At 40.6% G+C, this 17981-nt stretch carries 11 protein-coding genes and 1 tRNA gene; 4 read left to right on the top strand and 8 right to left on the bottom strand.

The genetic code is table 11. The features are described 5' to 3' along the window. Positions 1–125: 125 nt before the first annotated feature. A complete protein-coding gene (locus tag DXN04_RS06420) occupies positions 126–3824 on the top strand; it encodes an AAA family ATPase (RefSeq protein WP_116852517.1) in 3699 nt (1232 codons plus the stop codon). Between the two features lie 1528 nt (positions 3825–5352). On the opposite strand, the gene DXN04_RS06410 is transcribed toward DXN04_RS06420, so the two are convergent. The 4 genes from DXN04_RS06410 to DXN04_RS06395 form a co-directional block, all read right to left on the bottom strand. Continuing rightward, entirely contained in the window at positions 5353–5994 is a 642-nt protein-coding gene (locus DXN04_RS06410; RefSeq protein ID WP_158568880.1) for a DUF6794 domain-containing protein, read from the bottom strand. Between the two features lie 307 nt (positions 5995–6301). Next, positions 6302–7726 carry a hypothetical protein gene (locus DXN04_RS06405; protein ID WP_147319855.1) on the bottom strand — a complete coding sequence of 475 codons (1425 nt, stop codon included), beginning with the start codon at positions 7724–7726 and terminating at the stop codon, positions 6302–6304. A gap of 430 nt (positions 7727–8156) precedes the next feature. Continuing rightward, positions 8157–8594, bottom strand: a complete 438-nt coding sequence (locus DXN04_RS06400; protein WP_116853367.1) for a GNAT family N-acetyltransferase — start codon at positions 8592–8594, stop codon at positions 8157–8159. A gap of 347 nt (positions 8595–8941) precedes the next feature. After that, positions 8942–11356, bottom strand: a complete 2415-nt coding sequence (locus DXN04_RS06395; protein WP_116852513.1) for an ABC transporter permease — start codon at positions 11354–11356, stop codon at positions 8942–8944. 364 nt (positions 11357–11720) lie between these two features. Between DXN04_RS06395 and DXN04_RS06390 the strand changes: the two genes are divergently transcribed. After that, a tRNA-Asp gene (locus tag DXN04_RS06390) sits at positions 11721–11794 on the top strand. 147 nt (positions 11795–11941) lie between these two features. Here the strand turns inward: DXN04_RS06390 and DXN04_RS06385 are convergent. The 3 genes from DXN04_RS06385 to DXN04_RS06375 all read right to left on the bottom strand — a co-directional run bounded on the left by DXN04_RS06385 (position 11942) and on the right by DXN04_RS06375 (position 14799). Next, positions 11942–12991 (bottom strand): ABC transporter permease, encoded by a 1050-nt coding sequence (locus tag DXN04_RS06385; protein WP_158568878.1) that lies wholly within the window; start codon positions 12989–12991, stop codon positions 11942–11944. A gap of 248 nt (positions 12992–13239) precedes the next feature. Further along, complete coding sequence (locus DXN04_RS06380; RefSeq protein ID WP_116852511.1) at positions 13240–14232, bottom strand: NADP-dependent oxidoreductase; 993 nt, start codon at positions 14230–14232, stop codon at positions 13240–13242. Positions 14233–14247: 15 nt separating this feature from the next. Beyond that, entirely contained in the window at positions 14248–14799 is a 552-nt protein-coding gene (locus DXN04_RS06375) for a hypothetical protein (protein ID WP_116852510.1), read from the bottom strand. Positions 14800–14910: 111 nt separating this feature from the next. On the opposite strand from DXN04_RS06375, the gene DXN04_RS06370 reads away from it, so the two are divergent. Continuing rightward, on the top strand, positions 14911–15810 hold the full coding sequence (locus tag DXN04_RS06370; RefSeq protein ID WP_116852509.1) for a LysR family transcriptional regulator: 900 nt from the start codon (positions 14911–14913) through the stop codon (positions 15808–15810). Between the two features lie 115 nt (positions 15811–15925). Here the strand turns inward: DXN04_RS06370 and DXN04_RS06365 are convergent, their stop codons facing one another. After that, the gene (locus DXN04_RS06365) at positions 15926–16765 is read right to left on the bottom strand and encodes an alpha/beta fold hydrolase (RefSeq protein ID WP_116852508.1); all 840 of its coding nucleotides are present in this window, start codon (positions 16763–16765) and stop codon (positions 15926–15928) included. 111 nt (positions 16766–16876) lie between these two features. Between DXN04_RS06365 and DXN04_RS06360 the strand changes: the two genes are divergently transcribed. Further along, entirely contained in the window at positions 16877–17710 is an 834-nt protein-coding gene (locus tag DXN04_RS06360) for a helix-turn-helix domain-containing protein (protein ID WP_116852507.1), read from the top strand. The last annotated feature ends 271 nt before the right edge of the window (positions 17711–17981 follow it).

Genomic DNA, 17981 nt, shown 5'->3' with positions numbered 1-17981 from the left:
GTCATGATCAAAAAAGCAAGTCACTCTATTATAAATTATCGGGGACCGCAACTTTTTTTCGTTTTTTCACTTATTCCCAAATAGCTGACGTTTTTCATAAATATATTTTAAATAATTATAAACATATGAGTTCTGTGACACATTTTTCAGCACGACTAAGTTGGCATGACAATGGTTGGAATGGTCATATTTGCGAAGAGCCTCTTAAGAACGTTTACTGTACAGGAACTTATTCATATCCTGGTGGCATGACGGGGAAGAAGCCCTTTGTTCAAAAAGAACAAGCAGAATATGCTGGTTGCAATTGTGCCTCTATTAAGAACAATTATATACCTCCTTGTTGTTTTAGCATTAATGCATTTGGAACTGAAACAATAGCGGCCTACGCCGAACCTCCAGAATGGTATAAACATAAAGACGGCATTACTAAATGGAACATGCCACCAAGCACTATTAGTGTATGGCCTTATGAGGAGATGTACTTTGAAGACGACAAAAATGAGGATGGTACATTCAATTATGACAATCGGTTGAACAATGTAAAAGATTTTCTCAAGCAATTAGAGAGAAACAGAAGCCTAATATTCTATTACAGTAATTACAGTAATCCATTTAGTGAAGATGAAAACAAACGATATGCTATTATTGGCATAAGCAGACTTAAAGATTTCCCAAAAGAATTTATCGAATACGAAAAGGCAACTGCACAAGAAAAAGAAGATTATGCAGGCGCTTTTGTGTGGCAATTGCCTGTTACATCTCATTACCCTGATCAGGGTTTCAGAATCCCTTATCATTTATACAAAAACAAACCAGAAGTTTTAGAAAAGATTGCACTATTTCCTGATAATGAAAGACCATTTAAGTATGCAATGCGTCAAATGACAGATGATGACGCACTAGAAGTGATAGAAAATGCATTAGGAATTGTTGATGTTCTTCAAAATGAAGTAGGCGACACGTCAGAAAACTGGAATGAGAGAAAGAAATGGTTGCAATTACTCGTTGGGGAATTATGGGCAAACAGAGGACGTTATCCGGGTTTATCCAAAGTGCTTTCTTACATCAAAATACCCGCATTGATTACTTGGTTTAAACTTCAAACAGTAAACAGAAAAGAGGAAGAAGCATATCAGACAATAAGGAACTCTCTATTAAATAACATTCCCATAGATGAAGCTAATATTAATAAGGCTGAATGGGAAGAACTACAGGATTGGCTAGCAGGCTGTGAAAAAGACGAATTGACATTAATGCTTGACATACTCCCGAGATTTGATTTGAAGCAAGAGCATATAAAGAATATATTAGCTACTAACAGAGAAAAAAACAATATATATGCTTCTCTAAGCGAAATTATATCTAATCCTTACATCCTTTGTGAATCATATGTTGGCAACAACTCTGATGACAAAATTACCTTCAGTAAAATAGATCATGGTGTGTTGCCATCTCCAGAGTTAGGGCTAGACAGATTAACCACTCGGGGAAGTGCAATTCGCTTTCGTGCGTTGTGTGTTAATGAACTAAAAAAGATAGCAGCACATACGTTTACTAATGGAGAAATTATCTTGGCTAGAGTAAACAAGTATCTCTCCTATAAACAAGAATGGCGGCAATATGAGTTTAAGAAGCGAAACTTTGACTCATATGAACCAGAGCTAAGCAAAGTCATATTTAAAAGACCCGACAGTATAGGAAATCACTATTTATATCTCAAGAATATTTTCGATGATGAAAGATTCATTGAGGAGAAAATCAAACATCTAGCGAAACAAAAAATTAGTTCGATTAGAAGTCCTGTTACTGAAAAGAACTGGCACGATTTCTTATATAAATCAACATCGAAACTCGCAAAGCTTAATCCTACTAAATATGAAGAAGCTGTACAGGGTCAGATCGAGGTTTGCCAGAAGATTTTTACAAAAGCACTAAGTATAATTATAGGAGGTGCTGGAACAGGCAAAACGACTATTGTCAGCTCAATAATAGAAGCAATAGAAAAGGGGCATGGCACAGGAACGTCCTTTCTCCTTCTGGCCCCAACAGGGAAAGCAGCTGATAGGCTTAGAGAAAGAACCAAAAAAGAAGCCAAAACGATTCATTCCTTTTTGGCTGAAAAATCTTGGCTAAATGAAAATTATACGTTTAAAAGACTTGGAGGACGCGAAGAAGAGGATATAAAAATTTTCATCATCGATGAATGCTCCATGATAGATCAAAGTTTATTTGCAACTCTTTTTAAAGCAATAAACTGGAATACTGTTCAAAGGGTCATATTGGTTGGGGATCCCAACCAATTACCAGCTATTGGAGTAGGTAAAGTGTTTTCGGATATAATTGACTGGATCGACGAAGACAATAAAGGCGTTCTGAAAGTGAATTTAAGACAGATGGAGAATCGCGTTACAAATAGAGGAACAGGTATTTTGGATTTGGCCCGAATATTTATTAATAAGGATTATGGGCAGGCGGTGTCATTAGAGGATGTAGCAAAAAGTAAGGCAGAAAATATTGATTTATTAAAGCGAGTTCAGGAAGGTGATTTTACTGACAATTTAAAAGATTTAAATGTTTTGTTTTGGGATAGCGAAGATGAACTTAAGGATTTAATGTTTGAAACACTTATAGCAGATTTAGAAGGACGAAGCTCAACAAAATACTATGAAGAACGTCCATATGAATTACTGAATAAAGCATTTGAAGATACAGGAAATGACAATGAAAAGCGTGCAGATTACTTTCAGGTCATATCTCCTTATCGGGGAGAAGAATATGGCACAGATGATTTAAATGTTTTTTTGCAGAGAAAATTCAATAAACAAAAAGTAGAACGTAATCAATTTTTGGATGGCATATCCCTATTTGATAAGGTTATACAGACACGGAATCGGCCTAAGTCCAACCCAATATTTGCATTTGTAAATGGAGAGAACACAAGAATACAAATTCACAATGGTGAACTAGGTTTTACCGCACCACACCCTTTTGATAATAAAAAATTTAAAGATGAAGATACAGGTAGGTGGTACAGTTACAGGTGGCTATTCCCTCATTTCAGACCAAGCCGATTTATTGTAAATTTCGAGGGAAGAAAAGGGTATGTTCCGTTCGGGAAGAAAAACACTTTGGGCAAGTACAAGCATCCAAACGGAAAGCTTTATTATTTACCAGAAGAGAAACCTGAGGGCAACTTGGAACTCGCTTATGCAATTTCTGTTCATAAATCACAAGGCAGTGAGTTTGATTATGTGTATTTGGTTTTACCCAAATCTAAAAAAGCCCTGCTTTCTAAAGAACTAATCTATACCGCAATCACAAGAGCGAAGACAAAATTGACAATATTCGCCGAGAGGGACATTAGCGCTTTTCTTTCTCTAAGTAGACCGGAAGCAAGTGTAATCTCAAAAATAAACTCTTCCTTATTTGAATTTAAACCACTGAGTAAAGAACTGCTAATTATGAACGAGTGGTATAACGAGGGGAAAATTCATGAAACATTATCTGCATATATGGTGCGATCAAAATCTGAAGTAATTATAGCCAACATGCTCTTTGAGAGGAAAATCCCATTTAAGTATGAATATCCGTTATTTGCTGAGCTAGATGGCTCATTCTATTTGCCTGATTTTACAATTACAATAAAGGGAGAAGACTATTACTTAGAGCATCTAGGCCGATTAGACGACCCTAGCTATAATGCGCATTGGAGCACCAAGGAAAAATGGTACAATAAGCATTTTCCTGGAAAGCTCTTAACAACAAAAGAAAATGGAAGGCTTAGTACTGATGTAAATCAAATCATAAACAATCTTTTATCTTAAGAAAGTAACCTTTATACTCAAATTTAATCTTTGCTATAGGCATATGAGTATGGGAAATCTATATTACTTGAGGTTATGAATAAAGCAGATAGAATTCATAAAGAACTAATGCATGAGCCTGCCAACATCTGGTACATTAGCGATGAATACGGTTCAAAGATCGTGATAAAGGTACCTACAAACAGTATAAAATCCTTACTTAAAGGGTGCAAAATTGAGTTTCTTTTTGGTCGGAATGAAAGCAGTATTCCTAATATTTTTCATACTGGTCTTAAAATATAGGATGACCCGTTAAATTACCAAATGCTTTTTTGCACACATCGATATTTAGATGAGCATTTCTCTATTGCTAAAATATTAGCCTTAGAAAAAGTACAAATCCAACTTTACAATGAATTAAATGTTTGTCAGGCTTTGGTGAGCTCGTAATAAGTGAGGGAGATAGGCATAATATTTGGCCCTTTTAACTAATGCTAGCAAATTGACTCATTAAGAAAATTCTCTTTTTTTGATCTATTCTTAACAGCTCTAGCGTCGGGCCAGAAAAAGTCACGGAATCTGAGACTAACAATGCCATGCTCATTAATTATCACTTTTCCATAATTTGTTTCGCAAGTCGATAGATTTGCTCTAAATCCTGAGCAAATTGGTTCGATAATTGTCCCTCGCAGCCCGCAAAATAAATCGACCGATTTGCAAAAATTTTAAGCCTTCAGATGTGAAATCTGGAGGCTTTTTTGCGTTTGGGGGCGAATCGTTTTTTCTTAGGTAAGTAAACTGAACGGGGTTAGTAAAAGGTTGAAGGCTTTAAATATGATCTGGAGACCTTTTGCGTTTAAGACGTTTGAGAGCGGGTTAGCCCCGTCATGTTTTAATAATTTTAACTGAACCGATCATAGTTATCCTCTCAAAAGTTAAGAAGATTCCTGGAACAATTATTCCCGGAATACCGGGTTTGCCAATATTCAATCCGTTTTTCTGCAGAAGAGAAACCCAATTATTTTCGTGACTTATTGAATTACTTTGATGATATTACTGATCATTTATCAACCTTTAATTGAAAGGACAATTACCGTTCTGCACTATATGATACTGTTGTTATTCTTCAATTCATGTTTACAAAAAAGGACCTTATAGACTTTTGACGAAAATAGTAAACCTCTTTATAATTTTAGCTACCTGTACAACTTGTCGAAAAATAGGTTGCTTCTTATTCATTTGCATCTATATTACCCGGCTGGTTCGCAATCATCTCGAAAACAAATTTAATCGGAGGAATTCCCCCAGCTCGCAGAAAAATTAGAACGCCTTCAAATCGTTGAATTTGAAGGCGTTTTTATGTTCGAAATATTGCCAGGGGGTGAATGCCTTTCTAAGGCTTAATTATACTTAGCGCATTTGAATTGTATAAATGATTGTTAATAATTAAACCCTGATACCAGCCACTTCTGAGGCTTTTATCTTTTTAAGTTTTAGGCAACTCATTGGTTCATTTTGATTGAAGGTAACTGCTTTTTGGGAGTAAGTATTATTCAATTTTAAGTCCTGTCAAAGAGAAATTTTTTTCGTTACCTATCTGAACCTGCTCCATCAAAATGCGTGTGTCTTTGCGGTTCAAATATGTTACACGGACAGTAAAAAACGCATTGGCCGTATCATTGATGAAATACTTTTTTGTAACAATTCCTTTTAAGATCAGGTCTTTCTTTTCGTTAAATACCCATTCAGTTGTTGGACAGTTATAGAGAATTGCGTTGCGATTTCCTTCCGATGTGTCAACTGGCATGTATAGCGTTATGTTATCACCTACCTTAAACTTTTTGTAGGTAGATACCGCCTGGATTTTCTGTTTCTCCCTGCAGTCTATTATAGGCTGCCAATATGCTTTGTAAGTTTCAACCTGTTTCTCAAGTTCAATTTCCTTTTTATTTAAGGTCCGATGCAGAGATGTCAGGATGATTGACGAGATATCGTCAGGAGCATAAATGCCTAACGCTTTAAAATAGTTTTTCAGGGCGGTGTCTCTGTCACCGTAGACCCAATTGTTTCTTATCCATTGTCCAGTGCTTTGGTGCAACTCTATTACCGCATCGCTTTCCGGCTTGTTTTTGAAACTGTCAAGTTCTGCCGGTGTCAATTGTTGTTGAAAATACAAAATTGATTCATCCAAATTTTTAGGCAATTTGATTTGTACCTTGCAAGCTGTAAGAAGAAACAAGCAGGTTAAGAAAAATGTCAATTTAGGTATAGTCATTTCGGATTTAAAAGGTCTTTTAAATTTTACAGCGGACAACTAAGCTTGTTGTCCGCTTAAAAATGGCTGTTTGGCCAATTGACCATGGTAGTTAGTTTTCCTAAATAATGGGATTAATATACAGATTAAGTCCGGAAGAATGAAACTGATCTTCATTACTCCAGGGGCCTGCCGCTTATATAATATCCATGAAGGAAAGAGCCTTCATTAACCCAAACAGGTATCACAATCCAGATTTGTAAGGACTTAACCCTATCCGTTGTTTACTGGTATTACCAGGTTGTGCAGGATGTGAGGATAACTCAGGACGACGCGGGCTATTATCACCGCATTCACCTTTTAACTGGCAGATAGCGTAGAACATCATGTCTAATGTCATCGCAAGGTTTTTTCGTATCCAGTTCGACTGACCCTTCTTGTCGATTGGATTCAGGGCCGCTTTTAAACCTTCGTAAATATTTTCATTCACTGCTGTCTCGTCTATGTATTTATCCATCTCGGGAGGGTTTTTCATGTCCTCATACTCCTTAACATAATCACGGTATTCATTATACCTGTCTACCCATTCTTTTGTACGTTTATACCTCGCCTTTATTTCCTGCCATGTAGGATTGCCTTCAGACCCTGAGGCATATGATACTGATGGACCTCCCTGCGGGATATTGACTGCCATCCCCGGAGAATTAACCAGGGTACTGAAATCAGCCATTTTCCCACGGTAAACCCATTGATTGGCCGGAACCTGAAGTGACTGTCCGGCCCCAGGTCCTTTTAGGTTGTAGGATTTTATTATCCACACCGGTATCGTGTGATTGTCAACAATGATCTGGTCCCTGCCTGGCTGGTCATCATAAACAATCTCCACACTATAACCATTATACATATATTTACTGATCCTCTCTTTTGAATCATATTTAAGCTCCGGACTGGATGGGCGATAGATCTCAATATCGGTACGCTTATACCCATATGGAGATGCTTTGAGGAAAAAGCCATTACCAATATATGACCATACGTCTGTATTGATAACCTTACTACCAATCCCTAAGGGTGGGGCACCTGTCTTAACAGCAATTGCCTCAATTTCATCATATTTTACCTGTGAAGCTTGCATTTTATAACGGAGCGACTCATAAGTTTGTGCAATTTCTTTCAGCTCGGCAGGCACAGCTCTCTTTGCCAGGTCTGCTACATTCACTTCCATACCGGCAATTTCTGCCGGTGTAAGAAGAGGTTTGACGGCAACCTGAAATGATGGGGAATAGGAACTAAACTTCGCCCCTGCTTCTATACCCCAGATCAGGGTCTGCACATCTTCCTGACTAATTTCGGGATGTTCTGCCGAGCGATCCAGGAGATTGCGTACCAGGTTTGATTTGGCACCTTTTAATTTCGCAATCTGGTAACCATCGCCCTTTGAGGGACCATACACACCTGCATGTAAACAATAGGACCGGATACTTGCCTTGTAATGTCCGGGTGCCAGATCGAAACTTTGAATGGTGTCAGTTTCATCTGACAAATAATTCAATTCATTCTCCAACCAGGTAAATCCATAAAGCGTATCATTAATAGAGGTGGTGATAGCTCCCCCAGGTACCCAGGAATCAGGACGGACTTTCCCCAGGGCATTTTTTGCTTTCCCCAAAACATCACCAATTTTATTTATTTGAGCATGGGAAATACTGACAACAAAAACGAAAAAGATATTTAAAAGTAATTTCACTGCGTTAGCTACAGTCATAATAGGTAGATTAATTTAAACAATGAAGTCAAAAATATTTATTGTCATCCAGACGGTAAAATAATGGAATTCACAAAAAGCAAACCAATACTTTCATCAGCACCTGACTTCTGTTTTATTTCTGTTACACTTTGTTTAAAGATATTCGAAGGATCAACGAATTTGTCGGGTGGGGTTAGACGGGCAGCAACGGCTGCCTGCAGTTCCTGAGGGTTTGACAACCGGCTACAGAAGCAAGGTTTCGAAAGCTGATGAAGTTTCCTGGCTCCATGTAGCCTGCCGGTAAGTATCTGGAAGATATTAGAAGAAATCAGTTGAATAAATATCCTGGCAGCTAAATGATCTGCATTCCTGATTTCAAATAGAGTCTGATCGCCGGTGTATTTCCTTCTTCAACTTTCAGGTCAACGGTGCTGGCCCCCCGATGATAAAAAGCCGCATATGCATGTAAAAGAAGCGATACACCAATTCCTTCCTTGCGCCTGCGCGGGTGAACGACCAGGTCTTTCACAAATGCACTTGTCCAGCATTGCGCAACCCCAACAATACCTTGTTTATCCCGTGCTAAAAAGCAGAGAGAGGGATCGAATTCAGAATCAGATAAAAGAGCTGACCACCAGGCCGAAAATGGTGCTACTGATCCGCCACCATTTTGATACCCAAGGATAAGAAGATCGTGAACCTCCCTTGCCAGATCCGGATCTAGTTCCGTGAGGTAAACATCTGCCGGCCAGGCCGGAGAATCGAAAGGCTCTTCGAGCAGCTTCCGCATGCGGAATATTTTAGTACCAGGCGCAGGCATTTGAGGTGCTTATTTTATAATAAAAATTCTAATTTCTCAGGGGTCAAAACTACTCATTTTTGAGAATATCCGCCACTAATGCAGGTCTTCTGTGGTCAATCCTGAAGGGCGGTCGTAAATTTGATTACCGGTAAGCTGGGAGTTTTTCAATTATTAAGGATACAAAAGGTCACAAATTCCTGAAAATGATTAATACCACCAGCATTAAAATCATTGAGTGCTAAAGGTTCGACACCTGTCCTTTTGCCCTATAAGTGTAAAGCCTTCAAGTCTTTCAACCTGAAGGCTTTTTTATGTGTTAATATATCAGATCCGTTTTACTCTGTACGCAAAGCCTTTACAGGATTCATCAATGCTGCGCGAAAAGACAATACACTTACTGTCAGCAGTGCTGTTACAACTGCCAATAACCCGGCAGGTATAATCATCCACCATTGAATGGAAATGCGATAGGCATACCCTGCCAGCCATTGCTGCATTGCCCACCATATTAATGGTGTGGCAATTAAGATAGCAATTCCAATTAATTTAACTATGTCAGACGAAAGCAAGGTAACGATGCTAAAAGCAGATGCACCTAATGTTTTGCGGATACCGATTTCTTTTATTCTTTGTTCTGTTGTATAAGTAGCAAGGCCTAATAATCCCAGGCAGGCAATGAAGATGGTGAGCATAGCGAAGGCAGCAAAGAGCTTCCCAAAACGCTCATCCTGTGTATATTGTTCATTAAAAGATTCATCGAGGAAAGTATAGAGGAATGGACGATTGGGTACCAGTGCATTCCAGGTTTGTTCCAGTTGATGAATCGTTTTGGACATATCTGCGGTTTTTATTCTGAGTGAGAATTTGTTCAGACTACTTAGTGGTGCCATCCTCATTACCAGTGGTTCCACCTTTTTGTGCAGGGAGATATAGTTAAAATCCTGTACGACTCCTACTACAATTCCTTTGTTCCCCCACAACTCAAAGCGTTTCCCGATTATTTTGTTTGGATCAGCATAACCAAATTGCCTTGCGGCTGCTTCGTTCATTACAAGGGCCTGAGTGGTATCTGATGGGAATGCGGCGGAATAAGCTCTGCCGGCTACCATTTTCATTTCATATGTAGGAATGAAGTCATCATCGATTTCATACAATGCAGGTGTCTCCACTTTTACATCACCGGTTTGTGATTCGATTACCGTAGTCGCATTTGGAAAGAAATCGCCCGGGACTGCCCTGGAGGCTGCAATACCGGTGACTGCGCTATTTTTAGCCAATGAGGCCTTGATGGAGGCAAGGGACATATTTATACTATTGTCTCCACCATAATCAATGATGAGCACCTGGTCCTGCCTGTATCCTAATGTATGTTTCCGCAGGTGCTTCAGCTGAGAATATACAACAATAGTCCCTGCTATCAGTCCAATAGAAAGGCTGAACTGCACAACGACAAGTGACCTTCTTAACAGGATACCTTTGCCGCTAGAACGGAACTGACCGGTAAGTACTTCTACCGGTTTGAAGCTGGCCAATACCCATGCAGGGTAGCTGCCTGCCAGTAAGCCTAGCACGAAAGGCAGCAGGATGAGAGTGGGTAATAATGGCAGGGATAGCAGTGTGGTATAGTGAAAATTCTTACCGGAAATTTCACGCATCATTGGTAAGAGCAGTACAGAAAGCAGTACGGCAATAATAACTGCGATCCAGGCAATCAATATTGCTTCTGTGAGGAACTGGTAAATTAATCCCTGCTGATAAGCACCTACTGCTTTTCTGACCCCGACTTCTCTGGCTCGTTCCATAGAACGGGCTGTTGAGAGGTTGACGAAATTGATACAGGCAATCAGCAGAATAAAAATACCAATGACAGAGAAAATATAAATATCAGACAGACTTCCTGTATTTCCGGGTTGACGCTGGGCAACTGAATGGAGGTAAGCGGATGATAAAGGTTCGAATGCGATGGTGTATGCTCCACGATTTTTAGGATAGTATTTATCTACGAAAGAAGGAATGCGTGTTGTCAGGTGATTTATATCTGTATTTTCCGGCAACAGGAAATAGGTATAGAAATCAATATAGCCCCATTCAGGGAATATTTCCGGGCGCCATTTTACCATGGAGCTCATGGATATCAGCACATTGAAATTAAGGTGTGTGTTGGGTGGCAGGTCTTCCATTACACCAGTTATGAGCAAGGATTCCTGGTGATCTGCAAGTAGATATTGGCCTAGTGGATCTTTGTTACCAAAGTATTTTCTGGCAGTACTTTGGGTGATAACGATACTATTAGGTGCTGTGAGCGCAGTATGAGGATTGCCGGAAAGCATTTTCCAGCTGAAGATATCGAAGGTGGTGGAGTCGGCAAAGACTACTCCCTTTTCCTGGAAACGTACGCCATGGTTATCCAGTAAGACGGAGCCAGAGCTGGTAAAGCGTGTCAGCTTTTTTATTTCCGGGAAGTATTCCTGCAGGGCAGGGGCGACGGGCGCATTGCCCCATACCTGGTATTCTTCCGGTGCAGGTGGTTTACTTTTATCTATTTCTTTTTCGTTTTTGTAAGCATGCAATACCCGATAAATTTCATTGTAATGGACATTGTACTGGTCATAGGACAGCTCATCTGTTACATACATGGCTATCATAATACAGCAGGTGATGCCTACGGCGAGGCCTGTGATATTAATAGCGGAATAAGCTTTCTTTCTGAGCAGGCTTCTCCAGGCAATCTTAAGGTAGTTTTTAAGCATAATCGGATGCAATAAGGATTGAAAGGTTGGTGCAAAAAGATTGCCATATAGGGAAAGGTGGTGCTATGGCTGATTGGGAACTTGTGGGGTGTTCATATATGTACGGTTTGGTGCCCGAAAATGGACATTCATTTTGGGGTTGAAGGTTTTTTTGAGGGATATTTTTTGCTACGCAGAAAGCTTGCGCATGTGGCTGGTATCTTTGTTATATCAAACAAAAGGGATAGAAAAGCTACCCTTTGCAATTTGGATCGATTGTTTGTTAACCCCGTTTTGTTATCCCTAAAGTTTTTATCTGTTGTTTGTTAACCCTAAGGTTTGTTGACCTGGAAGTTGTTAATCCCAGGTTTGTTGATCCCGGAAAGGACTAGTAGTTCAGGTGGTTAGAATAATGGATTGTCGATCCATAGGTCACGGGTTCGAATCCCGTCTGGTCCGCAGAGAATCAAGGCCCGCTCATAGAGCGGGTCTTGATTTTTAATATATTTTGATGCCTTCCCAAGGCATTTGTTATCGACGTATATATGTTCGAAATCGATGGCTGGTCTTACTGATCGGCGGCGGCAAATTTTTCTTCTTTCTGCATTACTCTGTTCTCAGGCTTTTTACCGGATTAACCATCGCCGCCTTAAGCGACTGGTAACTGATTGTCAGCAGGGTGATTATCACTACCAGCAGCGCTGTCAATACGAAGATCATCGGACTCAGCTCAATACGATAGGCAAAACTTTGCAGCCAATGATAACAAGCCCACCAACCAAGAGGCATGGCAATCACCAGCGCCAGACATACTAACCTAAGAAAATCTTTGGATAGCATGGTGACCAACTGGGCGGATGATGCGCCGATCACTTTGCGGATGCCGATCTCCTTCTGCCGTTTTTGCGCGGTGAAAGCGGCCAGCCCAAATAAGCCCAGGCAGGAAATCAGGATCGCCATACCCGCGAAATAACGGGTCAGTACCTCTACCCGCTGCTCCGAGGCATAGAGCCTGTTGTAGCTGTCGTCTACATATGTATAGGCGAAGTCCAATCCCGGATGATATTGGTGGTATAGGTTTTGAACCGCTGCCAGTGCTACCTGCTGCCGGTGAGGGTCGACCCGCACCAGGATATTTTTGTTGTCTGTAGAGAATGTAAAGAAGGCCGGGCCGATCTTTTTATACAGCGATTGAAAATGGTAATCTTTGACAACCCCGATGATCTGCATAGGCTTTCCCCAAAGGCTGACCATTTTGCCGACCGGGTCTTTGATGCCCATTGCCCGGATGGCAGTTTCGTTGAACAGTACACTGGTACTATCTGCAAACGAGCGGGGAAAAGTCCGGCCTGCCGCCAATTTCAGGCCAAGGGTTTCCATGAAATCATAATCGACACTGTTGCCGTAATACTCCAGCTTTAGGTTAGGATCCTTGCCGGGCCAGCTAATGCCGCCACCGGAATGGCTGGAATTGCCCAGCAGATCGCCTTCCATAGCCGTGGCATTCATAACACCGGGAATCTGTTTCACTTCGGCTAAAAAGGCCGACTGTTTATGGGAGTCGTCCTCGCCGCCAAAACGGATGATGTTGTTTTTATCATAACCCAAATTGATCGACCGTACAGGATAGGATGCCGACGGAAATTGTAATGACAATGACTCTGAATGAAATCGGAAATCAATTGAACAACTGAATTCGATCATACCGAAATGAGCTTGATGTCGCAATAAAGAAAAATCATTTCCTAACTCCAATATGAATGTATTAAACACCACCCTCTTTGTACAAGATAGCAAGACTACTTTTTGTTATCGTTGTGAATAACCTTTATTGGCTTGTTCCTCAGTATTGTTGACCCAAACCGATACAGTGCATTAAAGCTACTTATGAGCAGTTATTCCCATTACATTTCAACTAACATCTTACCTTCGTTTTTGCCATTGAAAAGTCCTATGAAAGCCGCTGGAAGTTGCTCAAAGCCCTTCACGATCGTTTCTCTGTAATTCAGACTTCCGTCAATCAGCCATTGTTTTAGCTGCGCCCGGCCTTCATGAAAGCGCTCTTTGTAATCACTGATGAGGAACCCTTGAATTAATAATTTTTTGTAAACCACAAGCGGTAATAATCTTGGCCCAACAGCTCCCTTTTCATCATTGTAATCAGCGATGGTACCACAGACCACTATCCGTCCATAATCATTCATCTTACTGATTACAGCATCCGATATGTTGCCGCCAACATTATCGAAATATACATCTATTCCTTCAGGACAAAGCTTGTCCAGGACGGCTCCGATGTCAGCAGTGGTCTTATAGTTAATAGCAGCGTCAAACCTTAGTTCGTTTTTTATAAAGTCGGCTTTATCATCGCTTCCAACAATACCTATGACCTTACAACCGAACAATTTACCAATTTGACCTGCAATGCTTCCTACCGCACCAGCCGCACCCGAAACAACGATCGTCTCACCTTTTTTCGGCTTACCGATTTCATTAAGCGCAAAGTAAGCGGATAAACCAGTAGTCCCTAATACACTCAGATAGGAACTCAATGGCATATTCTTATCCTCTAATACAACCAGATCAGCGCCATCACGTAGTAAAAGATCCCGCCATTCCATATAACCCATTACCAGGTCACCCGTTTTGAAATCTTTATGAGCGGAAGTCACCACCGCTGCAATGCCACGTGAAATAATAATATCTCCTACATTTAAAGCGGGGGGATGTCCACCACTCATGGCGACTCTCAGGTATGGGTCGACGGAAATAAATAGTGGCTTTAATAATAGCTGACCATCAGTAATCGATTGAAGTTCCTCCTCTTCGAGCAGGAAGTCATCGATTTGCGGCATACCTGACGGCATATTCACCAATCTGATTAATTTGGATTTCATTTTTTAAGCATTTAATCAAATACCATAACTGCCGGTAAGGGCTTTCTTTTCGATGCTTTTTGCAAACAGGGGTGTTTCTTCATGATTGTGAGCATCCGATGCAACCTGGCGGTCATGAGCAGCCTGGGCCAGAGAAATATTGTGCAGTTTCATAAATTCAAAAAACTCCGGGGTTGCTGTTGCATGAATTTCGTTGGTATATTCACAGGTGTGATCGTCCAATTTTGTGGCTCTCAGTTCCCATAGCACCTGGACTTTGCTGCGCCCGTTGGCAGTAATCGTATCAGAAACCGATAACATACGGCAATAATCTGCACCGTATTCAGTAGCAACATAATGTTGAATGACAAGCGCGTTACCGATAGTCTCTACATTGATTGACATAGGTTCGCCAGCTAAAGTGCGTGTAAAGCCAGCTGCGATATGAGCTGTAGAGCATCTTTGATATTCTTCATCGGGGAGATTGAATAACCAGTCAGCAATGTTTACTTTTTCAATTGGCGCGTTAATGATCGCTTTTACAGTTGAGTGAGAAAGCGCGTTTTCGGTTGTTTGTTTGATTTCCATGATATTTTTTGTTTAATAATTCAAAGGTCACCGAAATTTATTAATCGTTAAAACTGTTATTTTAGATTTACTTGATCGGAAAAAGCGATTATTTTTTTATATTTTTAAAACATGGAACTCCGTCAATTAAAATACTTTATAAAGGCCGCCGAATTACAAAATTTTACTGATGCTTCGGGTGCATTATTTATTACGCAAAGCACGCTGTCTCAACAGATCAAACAATTGGAAGATGAACTGGGAATCCCCTTGTTTGACAGGATCGCAAAGCGGGTGCGACTCACAGAGGCGGGTAGAACGTTTTTGCCTTATGCTCTCAAGACAACGAAAGATGCACAGGACGGAAAAGACATGTTGAAGGATTTGATGAATCTGAATACAGGAATGCTGTCGATCGGCGTGACCTATGGACTAATGGCCTTGTTAAGGAAAGCTATATTGGACTTTTCACGAGAGTGTCCAAAAATCAGCATAAAAATCAACTTTGGTACCACTGAGGATCTACTATACAAGCTTGATCAGGGTCATATTGATATGATGTTGTCATTTTCTCAGGGTGAGAAAGGCGAAGGATTTGAAATTGAACGTTTGTTTTCTTCCTGCCTGGCACTTGTAGTTCACAAGAGCCATCCGTTGGGCAGTAGAAAGCAGATCAACATTAAGCAATTAGATGGTCTGCCTTTGCTGTTGCCTTCAAAAGGATATAGTATCCGAAATTACCTCGATCTTTTATTGGAAGAGCATCATCTAATACCTGATATCAAAATGGAAGTAAATGATATCAATATGCTTTTACAACTAGTAGATAGTGGTCAGTGGGCTACCATATTAATGGGGTCGTCGATCTTTAACTATCCTGAATTAAAAGCCCTGAAAATTACAGGTGAGGGTATGACCCGACTGGCCACTATTTCCTGGCCGGCAGGTCAATATCGCAAAAAAGCAGCGCGAATACTGGCGCAGCTATTAGTACGTCACGCGAAAGACTACCATGTCCAACAGGCAAAATAAAAGACCGGTTGAATGGAGGCGCTTTTTTATCGGGAAATCTTTTAGAGATGCTAACTTTTCATTTTCTGCCATTACTGAATATTTAACAGTCGTTTCATTCTTTTTGTGCAAAGAATTATACCAAATCCCTTTTCAGAAAACCCTCCAGGATTCCAATCAATTCCTCCGCCTGCTCTTCTGGTACATAATGCCCACAATCATCAACCTCCCTAAAGTACCAATTATCGGACAATGCCCCGGCAACAGCTTGCATCTTGTCCCCCACTGCATACCTGCCCCCAATAGTTAACACTGGAATCGGCAGTTTGCGCAGCAAGCGCCGGTTGATCGACACACTTTCCTCGTATTGCCGGTAATAGTCAAACCCGCTTGTCAGCTTGTTTTCATATTGCTTTGTGTAATTATTGATTTGGTCTGCCGTGATCGCATCTTTGACAAAGCTTTTGTTCTCAAAAAACCAGGTTAAATACTCCTTCAATTGCCCTTTGACTAAAAATTCAGGTAGTCCAGGTACCGCATGGAAATAGAAGTGCCATGCTTTCTGTGCATTGGCCAGGGAGAAAAAGGCATCGGGAAGGATGCCCGGAATGCCTGCATCGATCAATACCAAAGATTCGAGATCTTCGGGAAACAGGAGGGCATAGGTACTCGCCACCCAGCTACCGATATCATGTGAGATCAGGTTGAATTGAGTCAGGTCCAAGGCCCTGGTAATTTTCGATATCCAGTTTGCCACTGTTCCGGTGTCATGTTGCGCTATCGCATCACTATCCCCTAGCCCAGGGAGGTCAATTGCCAGAACATAGTAAGATTTAGTGAGTGCCGGAATTATCTTTTCCCACATACTTGAGTTTTCCGGCCAGCCATGTAACAGTACTATAGCCGGATTAATTTTTTGTCCTTCCTCATAATAGGCAAAGGATTTACCCTCCACCTTCAAAAATTGCATTTCCATTGCTTTCCCTGTATTTGTTTATGTAAAATTCGGCCCCTGGCTTTATTAAAGAGATGTAGATTTATTTCTTTCTGATGTAATTATCTTTGTTTTTACAATTTAGGGGAGCTAATGAAATTAAAGCAATTTTCGGCACTGGAAGTGGTGGATTATGAAGACGAGGTTCCTCACTATTCGGTTCATAGTCATACCTATTATGAGATTGTCTACATTCATAGTGGCACAGGAAGACATATGCTGAATGGAAGGGAAATCTACTATGGCAGCGGAGATGTGTACCTGATCTCACCTGCGGATACCCATTCCTTTGACCCTGCTGTCGCTACTCATTTTACGGTCGTTAAGTTTACACCGGATTTTATCACTATGCACTCGGGGGACCTGAAAGCTTTAGACCGGACTAAACAACTGATGCATCATGCCTGGGTGAAGGAAAATAAAATACAGGTTATAGCACCCTATGACCAGATCCTGAAACGTACGATGACTAATTTGGCGGAGTCCTACCTGGCCGGGCGACCGGTTAATGAAGTATGGTTTTACCACCAATTTTTATCTTTGATCGAATTGTGCAGGATGTGCATAGATCATTCTAAGATGAAGGATTTTCAGGAGGTTGATACCGATCATCTGATAGATTACCTGCATGAAAATATTTACCAGCCAGAACTACTGAAGATAGAGCATATCGCCAGGCGCTTTCATATCTCGGAGAGCTATTTTAGTAATTTCTTTAAGAAAACATATGGACAGTCATTTCGTAGTTATTGCAATGCGTATAAAATAGCGTTGATTGAAACAAGGCTTTCTTCGTCGGATAAGTCTGTGAAAAAAATAGCGGAAGAGTTTGGGTTTCATGATAGCAGTCACTTTTATCATTTTTATAAGACGATCCGGGGGGTGAGTCCGGAGCAGTATAGAATGCGAAATTTGAATAATTCATAGCGTTAGATCGACTTGTTTTTGGGTAGATAAGAAGGGCAATTTTTCGTAGGACTGCTGCGGGAAAAGTAGGTGTTAAGTTTAGAGGCATTAAGAAAATAGCTGCAGATCCTGGTATACTGATACAACAAGGGTGATACCAGTAATAGCCGATTAATAGCAAACAGCTCCAGCTATTCTGATACAAGAAAGTGATACATGTAATAATCCCTTAATAGAAAACATCCCAACCCAGGCATTAGCACCAGCTATTCCGATACGAGAAAAGTGATCC

It is taken from the genome of Chitinophaga silvisoli (assembly GCF_003412465.1).
In the GTDB taxonomy this organism is placed as follows: Bacteria; Bacteroidota; Bacteroidia; order Chitinophagales; family Chitinophagaceae; genus Chitinophaga; species Chitinophaga silvisoli.
This window is presented reverse-complemented; position numbering and strand designations above follow the sequence as displayed.